13 protein-coding genes are annotated in these 15,416 nt (G+C 38.0%); 7 read left to right on the forward strand and 6 right to left on the reverse strand.

Translation table 11 applies throughout. The annotated features are described in order from the left end of the window. The first annotated feature begins 8 nt into the window (after positions 1–8). The 3 genes from EG342_RS22665 to EG342_RS22675 are packed head-to-tail and all read left to right on the forward strand — an operon-like array spanning position 9 to position 3,116. The gene (locus EG342_RS22665) at positions 9–839 is read left to right on the forward strand and encodes a hypothetical protein (RefSeq protein ID WP_048506335.1); all 831 of its coding nucleotides are present in this window, start codon (positions 9–11) and stop codon (positions 837–839) included. Then, positions 832–2,211, forward strand: coding sequence for a hypothetical protein (locus tag EG342_RS22670; protein ID WP_074941779.1), 1,380 nt, complete (start codon positions 832–834; stop codon positions 2,209–2,211). Before EG342_RS22665 ends, EG342_RS22670 begins: the two co-directional genes overlap by 8 nt. 5 nt (positions 2,212–2,216) lie before the next feature. Further along, positions 2,217–3,116: a hypothetical protein gene (locus EG342_RS22675; RefSeq protein WP_048506337.1), complete on the forward strand. Its 900-nt coding sequence runs from the start codon at positions 2,217–2,219 to the stop codon at positions 3,114–3,116. A 7-nt stretch (positions 3,117–3,123) separates the two neighbouring features. Here EG342_RS22675 and EG342_RS22680 read toward each other — a convergent pair whose 3' ends face one another. Together EG342_RS22680 and dinB are read right to left on the reverse strand one after the other, a co-directional pair. Further along, positions 3,124–6,063: a DNA polymerase III subunit alpha gene (locus EG342_RS22680; RefSeq protein WP_048506338.1), complete on the reverse strand. Its 2,940-nt coding sequence runs from the start codon at positions 6,061–6,063 to the stop codon at positions 3,124–3,126. A gap of 4 nt (positions 6,064–6,067) precedes the next feature. Beyond that, entirely contained in the window at positions 6,068–7,216 is a 1,149-nt protein-coding gene (gene dinB / locus EG342_RS22685; RefSeq protein ID WP_048506339.1) for a DNA polymerase IV, read from the reverse strand. 78 nt (positions 7,217–7,294) lie between these two features. Here dinB and EG342_RS22690 point away from each other — a divergent pair, with 78 nt between their 5' ends. From EG342_RS22690 to EG342_RS22705, 4 genes are all read left to right on the forward strand, one after another. Continuing rightward, the gene (locus tag EG342_RS22690; RefSeq protein ID WP_048506340.1) at positions 7,295–8,068 is read left to right on the forward strand and encodes an XRE family transcriptional regulator; all 774 of its coding nucleotides are present in this window, start codon (positions 7,295–7,297) and stop codon (positions 8,066–8,068) included. A 121-nt stretch (positions 8,069–8,189) separates the two neighbouring features. Next, entirely contained in the window at positions 8,190–10,619 is a 2,430-nt protein-coding gene (locus EG342_RS22695) for an ATP-binding protein (protein WP_073060393.1), read from the forward strand. A 77-nt stretch (positions 10,620–10,696) separates the two neighbouring features. Continuing rightward, positions 10,697–10,948 (forward strand): hypothetical protein, encoded by a 252-nt coding sequence (locus EG342_RS22700; RefSeq protein WP_074941777.1) that lies wholly within the window; start codon positions 10,697–10,699, stop codon positions 10,946–10,948. 406 nt (positions 10,949–11,354) lie between these two features. After that, the gene (locus tag EG342_RS22705) at positions 11,355–12,398 is read left to right on the forward strand and encodes an IS110 family RNA-guided transposase (protein ID WP_074941852.1); all 1,044 of its coding nucleotides are present in this window, start codon (positions 11,355–11,357) and stop codon (positions 12,396–12,398) included. 86 nt (positions 12,399–12,484) lie between these two features. On the opposite strand, the gene arsB is transcribed toward EG342_RS22705, so the two are convergent. The 4 genes from arsB to EG342_RS22725 are packed head-to-tail and all read right to left on the reverse strand — an operon-like array spanning position 12,485 to position 15,416. Continuing rightward, on the reverse strand, positions 12,485–13,516 hold the full coding sequence (gene arsB / locus EG342_RS22710; protein WP_048506344.1) for an ACR3 family arsenite efflux transporter: 1,032 nt from the start codon (positions 13,514–13,516) through the stop codon (positions 12,485–12,487). Between the two features lie 6 nt (positions 13,517–13,522). Continuing rightward, positions 13,523–14,014: a GNAT family N-acetyltransferase gene (locus tag EG342_RS22715; protein WP_048506345.1), complete on the reverse strand. Its 492-nt coding sequence runs from the start codon at positions 14,012–14,014 to the stop codon at positions 13,523–13,525. A gap of 1 nt (position 14,015) precedes the next feature. Further along, positions 14,016–14,627, reverse strand: a complete 612-nt coding sequence (locus tag EG342_RS22720) for an arsenate-mycothiol transferase ArsC (protein ID WP_048506346.1) — start codon at positions 14,625–14,627, stop codon at positions 14,016–14,018. Between the two features lie 15 nt (positions 14,628–14,642). After that, positions 14,643–15,416, reverse strand: a complete 774-nt coding sequence (locus EG342_RS22725) for a metallophosphoesterase family protein (protein ID WP_048506347.1) — start codon at positions 15,414–15,416, stop codon at positions 14,643–14,645.

Raw genomic sequence — 15,416 nt, forward strand, 5'->3', positions numbered from 1 at the left:
TTATCTGAATGGAATATATAAATTTTAAGACCTTAAGTACTAAGAAATACCTTGTCAACATTACTAGCAATATGCTTTTAAATGGCATGATGAGTGAAACAGAAGTGGAATTAAGATGGATGCTTACACTTAAAGAAATAGGCTCCCACGATTATACATTTGAACTTATTACGCTTGATCACCGTATGGTCAAAGCGGATAATATGGGATACATAGAAATTCATAAAGTTGTCAGCCAATTACAAAAGGCTCTCAATGAAATCACTTTTACCGTAGATAAGCAAGGTACTCTTCTGCGGGTTAAAAATTTGGAACAGATAAAGGAACGATGGGAAGATGTTAAGGCTGAGACAATTGAATACAATAAGGCCAATACCTCATTGGTTGAGTTGTTTAAAATCCAAGATGAAGCTTTTGAAAAGGTTGGCGGTGTGGATGCAATGGTAAAGGCTATGGAATTTTTTGACATATATTTAAATAATATTTATGGCAGGGATTTTTTTGGAAGGATAAAAAAAAATATTCCTAATTTATTTAGGTCAGGTTTAATTCCTTTTGCCTTGGGATATGATGGGAACAAAAGTCCGGATGCGGAAAATATCTATACTATCAAGGTTGATGGATATCCGAATATAGTGGCAGAGAATCATCTGAAAGATTTATATGGTGGGTTCCCGATTTCAGATTTTGACGCTTTAAAACCGGTATATCTGTATAACGCACAATATAATATAGACCTATTGAGTGGCTTTATTATTGACGGGGAAGTGAATTTTTCTGAAGCTATCAATGATAAATTTGGAGGCGAAGTTCATTATAAAATTAGACTGTATGAGTGAATCAGGACAAACCGGCTATGTGGCATTGACCAGTGATATGTATTTTACATGTTCATCAGGTCTTGCTCCGGCAAAGATGTACCCGACGCAAACAAACCACGGGACAAAAGATAAATTCTATTATTTAGTTAAAGATGATACTGCAACACAACAGCTGGGCGATTTCTGTTGCCGCTGGACAGTGGTTATCGCTGCCGCGATAGCTGCAGCTGGCATTGTTACCGGAGGTGCGGCATTGGTTTTATTAGCGGCAGTCGCAGTGGCTGCAAGTGCTGCACTCTGTGGAGGTCTGGCAGCTCCTTTCAGAAAGTGGGTGGGTTACTCCACGTTAAATGCCTATGGACGTAAAGATGCGTATTCTTTAACTTCAAAATGCCAAATGACTTGCATTATAGGTGGCACGGTTACTTATGCAGAAGGAATTACGAGTACCTGGCAGGCTATGATCTACACTGCAAGAAACACTGGCTGGGCAGTTTTAGAAGGTGCTATGCTGGGTAAACTTGGATCAGCGGGCTTTGGTGCTTTCGCAGGAACCGCAACCCCCACAATGTCTACAGCATTGCTCAATTTTGCTTTTCTGAACGTTTCCGCAAGGGGAATTGCTGTTGTAGATCAGGTAGGCTTCGAGGGGATATTAAGAAATGGTAAAAGTCTAAGTGAAACAGGCGATGAAGTAATTTCAGGTTTAACGATGTTTGAGCAACCCTTTATTCAGATATACCAAAAAGCTACTGGCTCAAATCCACAACCGTTGAATTGGCAGGATTTCTATTATGCTGGATTATCACTGGTTGGGCAAAGAGCGATGGCTGAAAGTGCGAGGACAAACCCGAATATGGCGGTTGGAATTTACAAACAGGGAGCGCAGACAGTTAATGCATTGAAAAATGGTAAGCTTTTTGAGCGTGTCACTTTAGAGGGGAGATTTGGATTGCAATCACTTTTTGATAATCCGGTCTGGCGTGCCTTGTGGGAACAAGCCAAAGAAAACAAAAGAAACACGGGACAAGAAAATGCTTTTACTCGATACGAAGCAAATATGCGTAATAATAGACAGATGACAAATACAGAATTGAGGAATGCATTTTCAACGATTGAGCGAGAATTTAAAAAACTGGCTTCTGAACAGGGTGTAGACTTACCGGAAGGCCCAATACATCATACCAATTGGCCATTACAGCGTTATCCAGAGCATGCTACTGATCCTAAAAATTTATATCCAACCCAGAGTACTGACCAGCATTTGAACCAAATACATCCAGCAACTACTCAGGGTCCGCATCCAACCAGAGATCCGGTTAGTCCACAGCATGAAAAACCATTATATGAATATCCTCCTAGACCAATTGACGATAACGACTTAGATTAAGAAGAATGGAAGAATTATTAAATGAATTAAATTTAGGAAAGGAACTTAAATCATTGTATAAAGGTGAAATTCCGATTATTGATGAATATAGCATGTTTAGGTTTTATATTGAAGAAACAAATACAGGCTCATTTGCTCATCCACCGTTTCTCATACCTTTTATGTATAGTTATGACGCAGACCATTATCATGTGGGAATGGTTAAACACTGGTTTTCAGATAGAAAAATTAGTTTTGGTGATATGACAGATGGAGCTGGGTTTCAAACAAGTGAAATTGCTAGAAACGAGAAACAACTGTTTTCGCGATTGTTGTTTAACGAATTCGTAAACAGCGAGGATTGCATAGTTACCGAAAGACTAGAAAAATGTGCGGCACTCATGGGGTTAAGGAATCAGGATTTTTTAGAATTTCAACAAGCAAATCAGAACCACCAAGAAAATCCAGAATGTAATATATCGGTAATCAATACAAATAGACCACTTTCATGTGTAAACGAAAATGAAATTTATGATGGTCAATTTCCCTCTAACGATAAACTGATAATTTTGAGCAATGTTCCAAAGTCTTGTTACTTTGAAATCTTTCACAAAGAATGGATCGGGTATAATAAAGATAAGTCAAGTTTTTCCTTTTTTAAAAAAGATCCAAAATACAAACCAATCGAGGATATTCCCGAATGGCTTTTAGCAAATACAAATAAAAAAGAGCTATTTGAAAAGTATATTGTAAGTGGGGAGTATGACAAAGCCTGGTTCACAATTAATGGTATTGGCTTTACCCCTAAAGAAGTCGGAGAAAGATTACAGCGACTAAAACAAGTCTCTACTGAGAAAGCATTTCATTTATGGGCTGACTTCTGGTGTAGTAAATATGGTCACATGGATAGTTTCATATTCATATAAACAAATACTATATACTTCTTGGATCAGGTCTTATGGGCATTTTTGCACATCTTTGAACGTCTATTGATGGGCATCCATATTCAATGGTAACTCTACCTTCTATCAGGTATAATCCTTTTCCACGAAGGGGGAATTTGAGCAGGCTCTGTGTGAAATGCACGGTGTCTATAAAGTCACCGTTGTTATCCAGGAAGGTTCCAAATTTCATGGGTTTACCGGTTTTCGTCTTTACCCATTTTTCAGCTACCATATAGGCGACGATCCTTACCGTCTGACCTGCGAATAAGGACATATTATCGGCGCATGCATTACCTCGATAATTTGATTTTGCCAGATCAAAAATACTGCCCGAAACAGGAAAACCCATCAGTTCAATCTCATCATAAATATCTTCCAGCGGATCGGTAATGAGGACTGGAAGTTTCGGTTTTTCGTTTGAACTCTGGAAGAGTTGGCCCAACTGAAAGTTCATGTTTTTATTGGAATTAAGGATCAGATGTGCCTCCCACAGCAGTTCCTTTTTATCAACGTCAAGAAATCCGAAGGCTCCGCAACGTATCAGAATGATGATCTGTTCAAGCCCTGCTCCTGTCCTTTGATTGAAATCTTCAATCCCCAGATACGGGCCATTTTTCTTCCGTTCTTCTGAGATCGACTGTGCCAGTTTTGTTTCCAGATTCAAAATACAGTCAAAACCAAGGTAGATATCTTTACCAATTATTGAGGTATCGAATATACTTCTGTTTATACAGGGCAGACAAATATTAGCGCCTGCTTTTTTTGCTTCGTTCACATACACTTCACGGTCATAGAAACCGCCATGATTATTCAGCACTGCAACCATAAATTCAAGCGGATAGTAAGTCTTCAAAAAAAGGCTTTGGTAACTCTCCACGGCAAAAGATGCGGAGTGCGCTTTATTAAACGAATATCCGGCAAAGCTTTCCATCTGCCGCCATACTTCACGGGATATTTCTTCCGGATAATTCTGGTTCCTGCAATGGGAGAAAAATTTATCTTCAATTTCGAGCATATGATTCTTATTTCGGTATTTGCCGGACATCATTCTACGCAGTACGTCCGCATCAGCCAGATCCAATCCCCCAAAGCGGTGACCGATCTTCATTACATCTTCTTGATATACCATTACACCATAGGTATCTTCGAGTTCCTGTTTAAATGCCGGATGGATATACTCAACTTTTTCAGGGTTTAGATGCCTTTCAATAAAAGTCCCCATCATTCCCGACGACGCTACTCCGGGTCTAATTATTGAACTTGCAGCGACAAGCGTCAAATAATCATCGCATTTCAATTTACTTATGAGCTGCCTCATTGCCGGGGATTCAATATAGAAGCATCCGACGGTATGGGCTGACCTTAGCTGATCTGCAATCTTTGGATCGTTAAAGAAACGTTTAGGATCGGAAGTTTCGATGGCTTCGCCCCTATTGGTTCTAACGATTTCCCTGCAATCCTCAATATGTCCGATTCCTCTCTGTGATAAAATATCAAATTTTTCAAACCCTATTTCCTCGGCAACATACATATCAAACTGCATTGTCGGCAGGTTTTTGGGCGGATAATCCAGCGCAGAATAGCAGGTCAGCGGATTTTCCGATATCAGCACACCGGAGGCATGTATCGTACGTTGATTGGGAAAATCTGCCATTTGATTATAAACTCCCAGGATTGTCCTGGTAACTTCATTTTTGTTGAGCATATTGGAGGGGTCACTGATCAGTCGATCAATTTCAGGTTTGGGAAGTCCATAAACCTTTCCAAGTTCCCTTATGATCGAACGGTCACGAAAAGTTCCCATTGCTCCCATGAGAGCAGTATGTTCGCCCTGATATCTTTTGAAAATATAATCATATATCTCATCCCGATCCCGCCATGAAAAGTCAACGTCAAAGTCGGGTGGACTTTTCCTTTTAGGGTTAAGGAACCGTTCAAAATAAAGGTTCAGTTCGATTGGACAAACATCAGTTATCCCAAGACAGTATGCGATAATACTATTGGCTCCGCTGCCTCTACCGACATAATGAAAGTTCCTGTTTCTTGCATAACGGCATATATCATCGGTTATGAGGAAATAACTGGAAAAATTCAGCTCATGAATGATATCCAGTTCATGCAGAACCCGATCTCTGGCAATTTTGTCATTTGATCCATACCGTCGTTCAAACCCGTCCATAGCGTACTTAAACAATAATTGTTTATCGTCATAACGGTTTCCCGTAAAAGTCTTTTTATTTTTGGAACCCTTGAAGTCAAAATCAAAACGGCATTCTGAAAGTAACTTTTCTGTATTTGCAATCAACTCAGGAACCAGGCCATATATTTGCATTAATTTTTCCTTATGAACAAATATTTCATCTTTCTCCGCCATCTGATCAGCAGGAAGCTGTGATATCAGAATATTGTTATCAATAGCGCGCAACTGTTTATGCAACTGAAAATCATCCTGTTTAAATGATACGGGGGAAAGGATTACATATCGATCCATAAAACGTTTTGGAGCAACGATATAACGGGTAAGCTCCGAAGGCCGTATTCCTATAAATTCATTATCCCGAAGAGCAGCTTCTTGAATACTTCCATAAGGATAAATTATAAAAACATCCCGAAAGCCAGGTGCTATTGGTGGCAATAATGTTTTATCACGATTGTGGGCAGTCATAAATTCGTTGAGTTCCCTGAAACCTTTTTCGTTCTTTGCGATTCCGATATAGAGAAGCTTACAATTATTACGAAATTCCATTCCTGCAAGTCCATTTATACCAGCTTCCCTGCACTGTCTGATAAAATCAATTGTTGCTGAAGAATTATTCATGTCCGTGAGTACAGCTGTGTCAAATCCATACTTGCGGATACCCTCAATCAGATCCTTTACGCTTATTGTACCATATCGTAGACTATAATAACTATGTAAATTGAGCAGCATCGTATTATAAATTTGGAAGTGCGAAGCCCCTGAGCACCGAATCGTGCCCATATCTTATTCTTATCCTGTCCATTGCCTCAGACAGCCTGATATCTTCAAGTGTGTCATTGAAAAGATCTGCCTGATATCCACCTGCTATCAGATTGCTGAATTTTACACCGATCAGGCGTATCAGCATCCTGCGGCTGTATAGTTTTTCAAAAAGCTGCATTACTTTTTCAGAAATAACCCTTTCGGATGATGTAAAGGGCAATTTTGTCTGCATGGTATGGGTATCAAAATTGCTGTATCTAAGCTTTACTGTCACACATGAAGTCAGTCTGCCGTCTCTACGCAGATCAAATGCCAGCTCGTCCACCATTGAAAGCATCGTCCGTCTGAGAATATCCATATCAATTGTGTCCTGTTCAAATGTCGTCTCCTTGCTCATACTTTTCTGCTGGCTGAAAGGAATAACCGCATTGTTGTCAATACCGTTGGCTTTGTTCCAGATGCTGACGCCATTTTCACCCAGTACCTTTCTCATGGTAATGACGTCCATCTGCTGTAAAGTAAGGATCTGTGATATTCCCATATTGCGCAATAACGGATAGGTCTTTTCCCCGATACCCGGTATTTTACGAATAGATAGCGGAGCAAGGAAATTCCGTTCAGTCCCTTCATCAATTTTTCGTTCTCCACAGGGTTTCGCTTCGCCCGTGGCAATCTTACTTACGGTTTTATTTTTTGAAAAACCAAATGAAATGGGGAGTCCAGTTTCTTTAATAATGGTTTTGCGGAGTTCCTGTGTCAATTGCCAGGAACCGAAAAATCTATCCATTCCGGTCATATCAAGATAATGTTCATCAATTGACGCTTTCTCAACAACCGGAATTTTATCTTCGATTATTTCCGTAACAATGTCTGAATATTTACTGTAAAGATCATGGTCGCCCCGCACAAGCACAGCTTCGGGACAGAGCTGTCTGGCAAGGCGCATGGGCATGGCGGAATGGATACCATACTTGCGGGCCTCATAAGAACAGGACGCAACAACGCCACGGTCAGAACTTCCTCCGATCAATACTGGTTTCCCGATAAGATCGCTGTTGATCAGCCTTTCAACCGATACAAAGAATGTATCCAAGTCACAATGTACAATCGTCCGCTCCATTTTATACTAATTTATTTAGCAAAATTGAGAAGAAATTTCCCAAGATGGTTTATATTTGTTGGGAAAAATATTCCCAAAATGACATTACAAACTTTTTTGGCCGACAACATCAGGTATTTACGGATGCAGAAAACGCAGCTTTCACAAGAGAAAATAGCCGAGGCCATAGGTATAACAAGAGATCGCTATTCTAAATATGAGAACGGAAAAGTTTCTCTTCCTCTGGAAGTACTTGTGGCGCTTTCTAAATTTTATCATTTAAGTACCGACTTACTTCTTACCGTTGACCTTAGAAAATATAGGTTAGAAGAAATGGTCAATTTACCTGACAACAGAATCCTACTTCCTATAAAAACCGACGAGATGGGTGAAAATAAAATCGAGATTGTTCCATTCAAAGCTTCAATGGGCTATCTTATGAGCTATGCAGATCCTGACTATATAGAGTCCTTACAAACTATGTCTCTGCCGTTTCTTCGAAATGGAAAATATAGAGCCTTTCCAGTAGAAGGTGATTCTATGCCACCTCATAAAGACGGTGCTTATATAATCGGAAGGTATATAGAATCACTGAATGACATTAAGATCGGGAAGACATATATTTTTTTAACACATGAAGGAATTACCTATAAAAGATTATCGGCAGTACAACCGACCGCATTGGAGGTTATGGCCGACAACTCTTTTTATAAGCCATACAATATTCTTTTGAAAGATCTTTTGGAGGTTTGGGAATTTACGTCGAGTATTGCTGTCGAGGAATCACAACAAAATGAACTTCTGTTGGACAACACTACTATTATCAAAATGTTCAATGAAATCAAATCGGATCTTTCAAAATTAACATCGTAATTGAGCGTTTTATATCTTGGAGATCGGATTATAATTAGGGTGAATATATTGGTGAAAAATTGTAAATTGCTTTAATCCCTCAGAACCAACTTTTGGGATCAATTTATACATATTATTAACAATGAATGAAGCTACGTTAGAAGCAAGAATTGATCGTGTACTGCACACAGTATTTCCAACATTCAAGGAGGTAAAAGTAGAACACCAAACCTCATTTACGCTTAAAATAGGACATCACTATATCCCATTAGATTCCGGATATTCAGCAAAAAATATTGTACGGGGAATTTCCGACATTATATTGAAAATTGATGGGCAAAATGTGATTCTCCTGGAACTGAAACAGGAGAATGTGGCTATTTCTTCTGGAGATATAGCTCAAGGAATTTCCTACGCACGACTTTTAGATCAGATGCCAGCGATAACATTAATTTCTAACGGAAAGATCAATCGTTTTTTTAACACCTATACCAAAGAAGAAATTATTACCGATAGTGTAGATTTTGGGATGATAAATGAGTGCATCAAGGATTCTTTCGCCCTGGCAGCAAATGATTTCAAGGATGCCGTAAATCTCCTGTTGAATAACGATCCAGAATTATTCGCTCATGTTATTAACCAGATAACCCAACAAAAATTTTTACGATTGACGGGAGAAATTGGAGATTTAACCAAGCCTATATGCCCAGATTTTGTGATTGACCGCAGCATTCTAGCAGAGGTGATTGAAGCATTCGACGATAAAACCTCTTTGATAGGCGTACAAGGCCAGGCATTCAGCGGAAAAACAATGTTGCTCTACCAATTCTTCAGTAGGTTGAATTCACAGGAAAATTTTGTCTTCTATCTGGACTGTCATGACCATAACTATTCAATTTATAGACAACTAGCCAATACCTTTACAAAAAACTCCGGTATGCGTGTGAGTGACGAACAGATCAGGGAATGGTTACATTCTTCACTGAGGGTGGGTAGTGAGAATAGGTTCTATTTGTTGCTTGATAACTTCAACGAGAGTATCTCCAATGTTATTATGGACGAAATCATTGAGCTAATTGACATTTTTGATGATGGACACCATCGAATCCTTTATACGGTAGACGAATTCAATTTACAACAGTTAGCCTATGTACCTTTTAAAAATTATAAAACTGTTATAGGCGAGAAAAGTAAAATTATAAAATTAGATGCGCTCGACGACGATGAGTATTTTCAGGCAAATGAAATAATGTTTGATAAATTCAAGTTGGTTATTGAAAATGGAGGACATTATGCAGCTGAATATAGAGAACCACGTATTATTAGACATTTAATTTCTCTGTATAAAAATGATGCCCTTGTCGAAGGGCAATATGATAAGATCCAGCCGATACCTGATGTTTACCTTTTAAAGCTCCTTACAAACAACCAAACTTATTCGCAAGAAATTCACCGTCTGATGTCAATGATGGCAGAATGCTTTATGGAAGAAAATAATTTGCGGAAACAAAACTCAGATCTTAATGTGGCTGCATCGTTAAGTGGTTCTATTACGATTGATATATTTAAACGGAAATATAATGACCATTACGAGGGACTGATAAAATCTTCCATAACGGTGATCAGGCATTTTCGGAACAATGGTTTTAGTATACTATACCCCAAACTTCCTGAACTATTAGCCAATTATTGTATTCCAATAATTTCACGCCTTCTCGCGGAAGATTCTGAGACCAGAGATATTGATCAAAATCTCAATTATTTTAGCGAATTGACTATGGCAGTTCCATATTGCGATATTGTGGGAGCCGCTGTACTGATGGAGATTTCTCAAACAAAACCAAAATTGTTTTCAGATCTTATCAACAGAATGCTAAAAGTAGAGCCAAAAAAGGAAGTGATTTCTGATCAGTCAAGATTACTTTTATTTGATGAAAACGCAGGTCACATCGACATCGATTATGAGAAAAAAAAATATGGAAATGAAGGTTTGTTGATCGCAGATTTTTTTCCTTTTGCGGTACTGTCGCAATTGGCTCCGTTCCCAATGGGCGATGAAAATCATTGTGAAAATTCAGATCTGACCCCTTACAATTTTCATCTGACCTTTATTCATAAAATTGCTTCATCCCCTATATTTATCCACAGGGCAGATCGTAGATCTTTGTTGAATATGAAATCCTATGAAAGCTACGAATGGGAAGGGATCGGACAGATTATAAGCGGTAAGGAAGGCATAATCGAACCCATAGTTCAGGCCATACGGAAATGCTTTCTTTTGATACCAAACGAGATGAAATTATTATACCAATTTGGTTTAAAGGAAAAGAATTTCAATCTACTTTACAGGATCTACTTGGCCCTTCATGGTTTAATCAATATTGGAGACACAGATATAGCAGAAAAAGCCCAGACTTATGTTAGAATTTTTCACAGGTTCTTCGCCGAATTTATGGCTGAGTATTTCGGTAAAAACCTTGGAGATAGTAAACAGCAGGATGAACTTTATAATAGCCTGCTGAAACTGAATATTGATCAGGAACTTGATCGACTATTCCTGAATGATGAATAAAATATAACAAGGAATATCAAATTGAAGCAGCAAAAAAATAATCGTATATTAGATCATAACAATCAAGGACATCTATCATGAAAAGCATTGAATTTCATCAACCAGAATTTCTTTTTTGCGAAAAAAGCATTCAGGATTACGAGAATGACGGTGAGCTTGTGTCCCAGAAGGCGGACTCGTTACTGGACGGGTACTATATTGAAGATGAAAGAACCTGGGTCTATCACCTAAAAAGCGAATCACTGATCGAGTTCCTGTATATGAATGGACGGGAGCCCCAAAATTTTACATCAAGACATAAGGACTTTGTATATAAGACTGAAAATTAAACGGGATTTTTTGTTATAAGTAACGCGAAGAATCTTGGACAGGACGAGGACATGGTACTTGATAGAGCCTGGGAATTTTTAAAGGCTAAATTCAATTGGGAAGATACCTACTTTGAACTCGAAATAGAATAATGGAAGAAATTAAAAGCTACATATTTTAATCAGCCGACGTTCTTTTGCTTCTCCTATGTTTGTATAATTATAATCTAAGTGAAGAAGAGTGAGAGTAGATTTTGCTTTAAATAGCCATACGGTATATTCGGGAAAAGAAACTACCTCCTCTTCTTTACCTTTTAGAATCTGAACAGAATGTAAGGAATGCACTCATTATCAAGAGTCGTATAGCCAGTATATCCACTCAGGAGAAAAGATGACGAAAGGTTTTCACTTATCTAAAACAAATAAGATGAAGGTATTATTAAAACAAACGGTAGGCATTGATGTGGCACAAAACGAATTGGTGGTATCACTTGGCCGAATGGATGAGCATCTCAGTATAGAAGTTTATGCTTATAAAGTATTTGCAAATACCAAAAAAGGTTATTCAGCTCTTGTATCGTGGGTCAATAAGCAGACATCGACCTCAACAGAGATACGGTATGTAATGGAAGCGACAGGTGTTTACCATGAATCCCTGGCATACTATCTATACAATGTTAAAAAACAAGTCAGTATCGTTTTACCGAATAAGATCAGCAATTATTCGAGAACACTAGACATAAAAACGATAACGGACAAGAGTGCATCACAAGCCATTGCGAGATTTGGTTTGGAAAGACAATTGGAAGTTTGGGAACCTCCTTTAAAAATATACAATGATTTGAAGCAACTTTGTCGAGAGCGTGAACAGTTCATACAGGAGCGTACAATGTTAAAAAATCAACTGCATGCTGACCATACTTCTGAAACTTCAAATGCCAGTTCAGTGAAGAGAACAAAAAAGAGAATATCCATAATAGATCTGCAGGAAAAAGAAATACGTGAAGAAATAGCTGTACTTATCAAAGGAGATCACGTTTTAGCGGATAAGATGACAATAGTATCTTCTATTCCGGGAATAGGAAGCCTAACAGCTGTAACAATTATAGCCGAAACAAATGGCTTTGAGTTGATAAAAAATAAACGACAGTTAGTCAGCTATGCAGGATTGGATGTAAAAGAAAAGACGTCTGGAACTTCAGTGAAATCGAAACCCCGAATCTCCAAGCGGGGTAATCGCTATTTAAGGAAGGTAATGCATTTTCCTGCTCTAGCTGCAATCAGAACCGACGGAAGGTTCAGAGAGATTTTTTTAAGATTAGTTTCAAAGCATGGAATTAAAATGAAAGCTGTTGTGGCCATTCAAAGAAAACTATTAGAGTTGACTTTTATTTTATGGAAAAATAATTCATATTATGATCCGCAATTTGTAGATTATTCCATAAAATTAAAAAGAGGGAGGTCGATTTAAAACTTATCAGTTCCAAATCGACCTCCCTATAATTTATTTAAAAGGTTTTAGATTATACTACTACCCCTGAATTTTATTGCATTATCTTAAGAATAGTATTTTTTCTTCAGCCACAGACTTGCTCTGACCAGTAGTATGAGTACAGGAACTTCCACTAAAGGTCCAATGACACCAACAAAAGCTTGTGGAGAATTAATACCAAATACAGCAATCGCAACCGCTATGGCCAGCTCAAAATTATTCCCTGTCGCTGTAAAGGCAATAGATGCATTTTTGTCGTAAGGTACTTTTAAGGATTTGTTTACAAAGAAACTAACGAAGAACATTAGGATAAAATAGATTATCAATGGTATGGCAACTTTGATTACGTCCATTGGAAGCTCTACGATTTTTTCACCTTTCAAGCTGAACATTAAAACAATCGTGAATAACAAAGCATACAATGTAATCGGGGAAATTCTTGGAACAAATTTTCTATTATACCATTCGATCCCTTTTGACTTTACTAGAATGTATCTGCTTAAGAATCCGGCTAGAAAAGGAATACCAAGATAAATAAGTACACTTTCTGTAACATCTTTCATGGATACGCTGACATTGAAATTAGCAAGACCTAATTTACCAGGCAGAACATTGATAAATAACCAGACAAAAAAACTGTAGGTAAATACCTGAAAGATACTGTTTAAAGCTACCAGAAGAGCAGCATATTCTCTATTTCCTTTTGCTAAATCATTCCATACGATGACCATAGCGATACATCTTGCTAATCCGATAAGGATTAATCCTATCATATAGTCTGGCTCATTTCTCAAAAATAAAATGGCTAGAACAAACATTAAAATTGGTCCTATAACCCAATTTAGCAATAGTGAAATACTAATTACCTTTTTATCCTTAAAGGCAGTCGGTAAAAGGGAATAGTCCACTTTAGCTAGTGGAGGGTACATCATTAAGATCAATCCAATTGCTAATGGGATATTGGTTGTACCCATGGATAAGGAATCTGTTACCTTTGAAATACCAGGGAATAAGAAACCTAAGCCCACGCCGATGGCCATAGCAAGAAATATCCATAAGGTTAGGTATCTATCAAGAAATTTTAATTTTGGTTGCATACTATTTTAATTTAATCCTATTGTTTTACTTCTTCTTTCCATGATTACTGTGTCACGCCAGGTATCTCCAAGCTTTCCGATTTTTTCACGGTGACCTATTATTCTAAATCCCGTACTCTTATGAAGAGCTATTGGAGCTTCATTTTCTGGAAACATTCCACTTTGTAATGTCCAAATTCCATGGATCTCACTTTCCGTTATCAATTTTGTCATCAGGGCTTTTCCTATTCCTTTTCCTTTGTGGTCATTGGAAATGTAAATGCTCACTTCAGCCACTCCGCCATATACACAGCGATCACTAACCGCAGATAACGCTGCCCATCCCACTATGATATTGTCAATGACAGCAGCAAAACGGCTATGCTCTAATTTACTTTTGTCCCAATCTTCCCAATTGGGAACTGAGGTTTCAAAAGTCGCATTTCCAGTTTCAAGGCCCTGTCTATAGATTTCAGCAATTTCCCTAAACTGTTCTTTACCAAATGAAATTATATCCATATTATTTCTTTAATTGTGAAAAGACATAAAGCATTTCTGATGCTATCTGTAAACTTCTTTCTGCGTAGACCTGAGTTTGTTCCGGGGTATTGTCAGAAGCTTTGGGATCATCGTATTTTATTGGAAATCTATCCTCTGCTCCAAACACAATCGGACAGCCTTCATCCGCATTATTACAGGTCATAATTGCTCCGAATTCATTTTTTGGATTAAAGTCATTGTTATATTCTTTGGAGAAACAGATTACAGCAGCTTCATTTTGTGCGTACTTTACTGCATAGACAGGGTTTTCGTTCTCGCTAAGTTTTTGGATCTGAAAACCTTGGTTACTTAACGTTTCTGCTACTTTCGGAAACATCGCTGTTGCCTCAGTGCCACCTGAATAGCAATATACGTTCTTAACGTCAAAATGATAAGCCATAGTCTGCGCCCAGATCTGCGATAAATGACTTCTTCTACTGTTATGGGTACAGATGAAATTTAAACGGATCGTCTGGTCAGTTTCTATTTTCCTCTGCACATAATCAACTAAAGGTTGCAAAACTATTTTTCGTTCTTCTGATATCGTACCAGCTGAGAGTGCTTCGATATTTTTTACAAGTGTTTGGTTCATTTCTAAATTCTAAAATTAATAGCCTCTTCTTAAATTTTCTGCATATTCATTAGGTAGTGGGCTGTTTTCAACTGCTTGTGCCGCTTTTTCAATATCATAATCAAATCGAATAAATTCAACTTTGATACTGTCTTTATTAAGCACAGAACTATTGTCATTGATCGTTAACATAACATAGCCTCCCCGCACATCATTATCTTTTGGTTTTCCAACAGAACCGATATTAACTGCATGGCGATAATGCGGAAGATCCTCAGTACCTGAATTTAAAATGCGATGATATGGCTTATGGGTATGTCCAAAACACATAATATCCGCATCCGCTTGCTCCATGATCCTGAGCATGCTTTTTTCCTCCCGGTCTTCAAACAGATATTCATTGATTTTTCTTGGGCTGCCATGTACTAATAGAAGATTTAATTTGTCTTCATTAAGCTGGAACTCAACTTTGATGTGTGCAGGAAGTGTTCGCAGATAGGAGCGTTCATCGTCCATCATAATGGAGTTTGTAAAAGAAATGGAAATGTTACCATTGTCTTTTTCACCGTCAGTTTTATAGGCACAACCACATTCGTTGCTCATACGCCCAATGCCAAAATCATAATTTCCGGCAATGGTTGGTATTTTCCTCTTCCGGATCTCATTGACCACCTCGTTGGGCCAAATATTGTAACCTACAAGATCTCCTAAACAGTAAATACTATCCGGATCACGGAATTCGACATCTTTAAAGAAAGCTTCCAGTGCCGGTAAATTTGCGTGAATATCACTGAATAATGCAATTTTCAT

Source organism: Chryseobacterium lactis (assembly GCF_003815875.1).
Taxonomy (GTDB): domain Bacteria; phylum Bacteroidota; class Bacteroidia; order Flavobacteriales; family Weeksellaceae; genus Chryseobacterium; species Chryseobacterium lactis.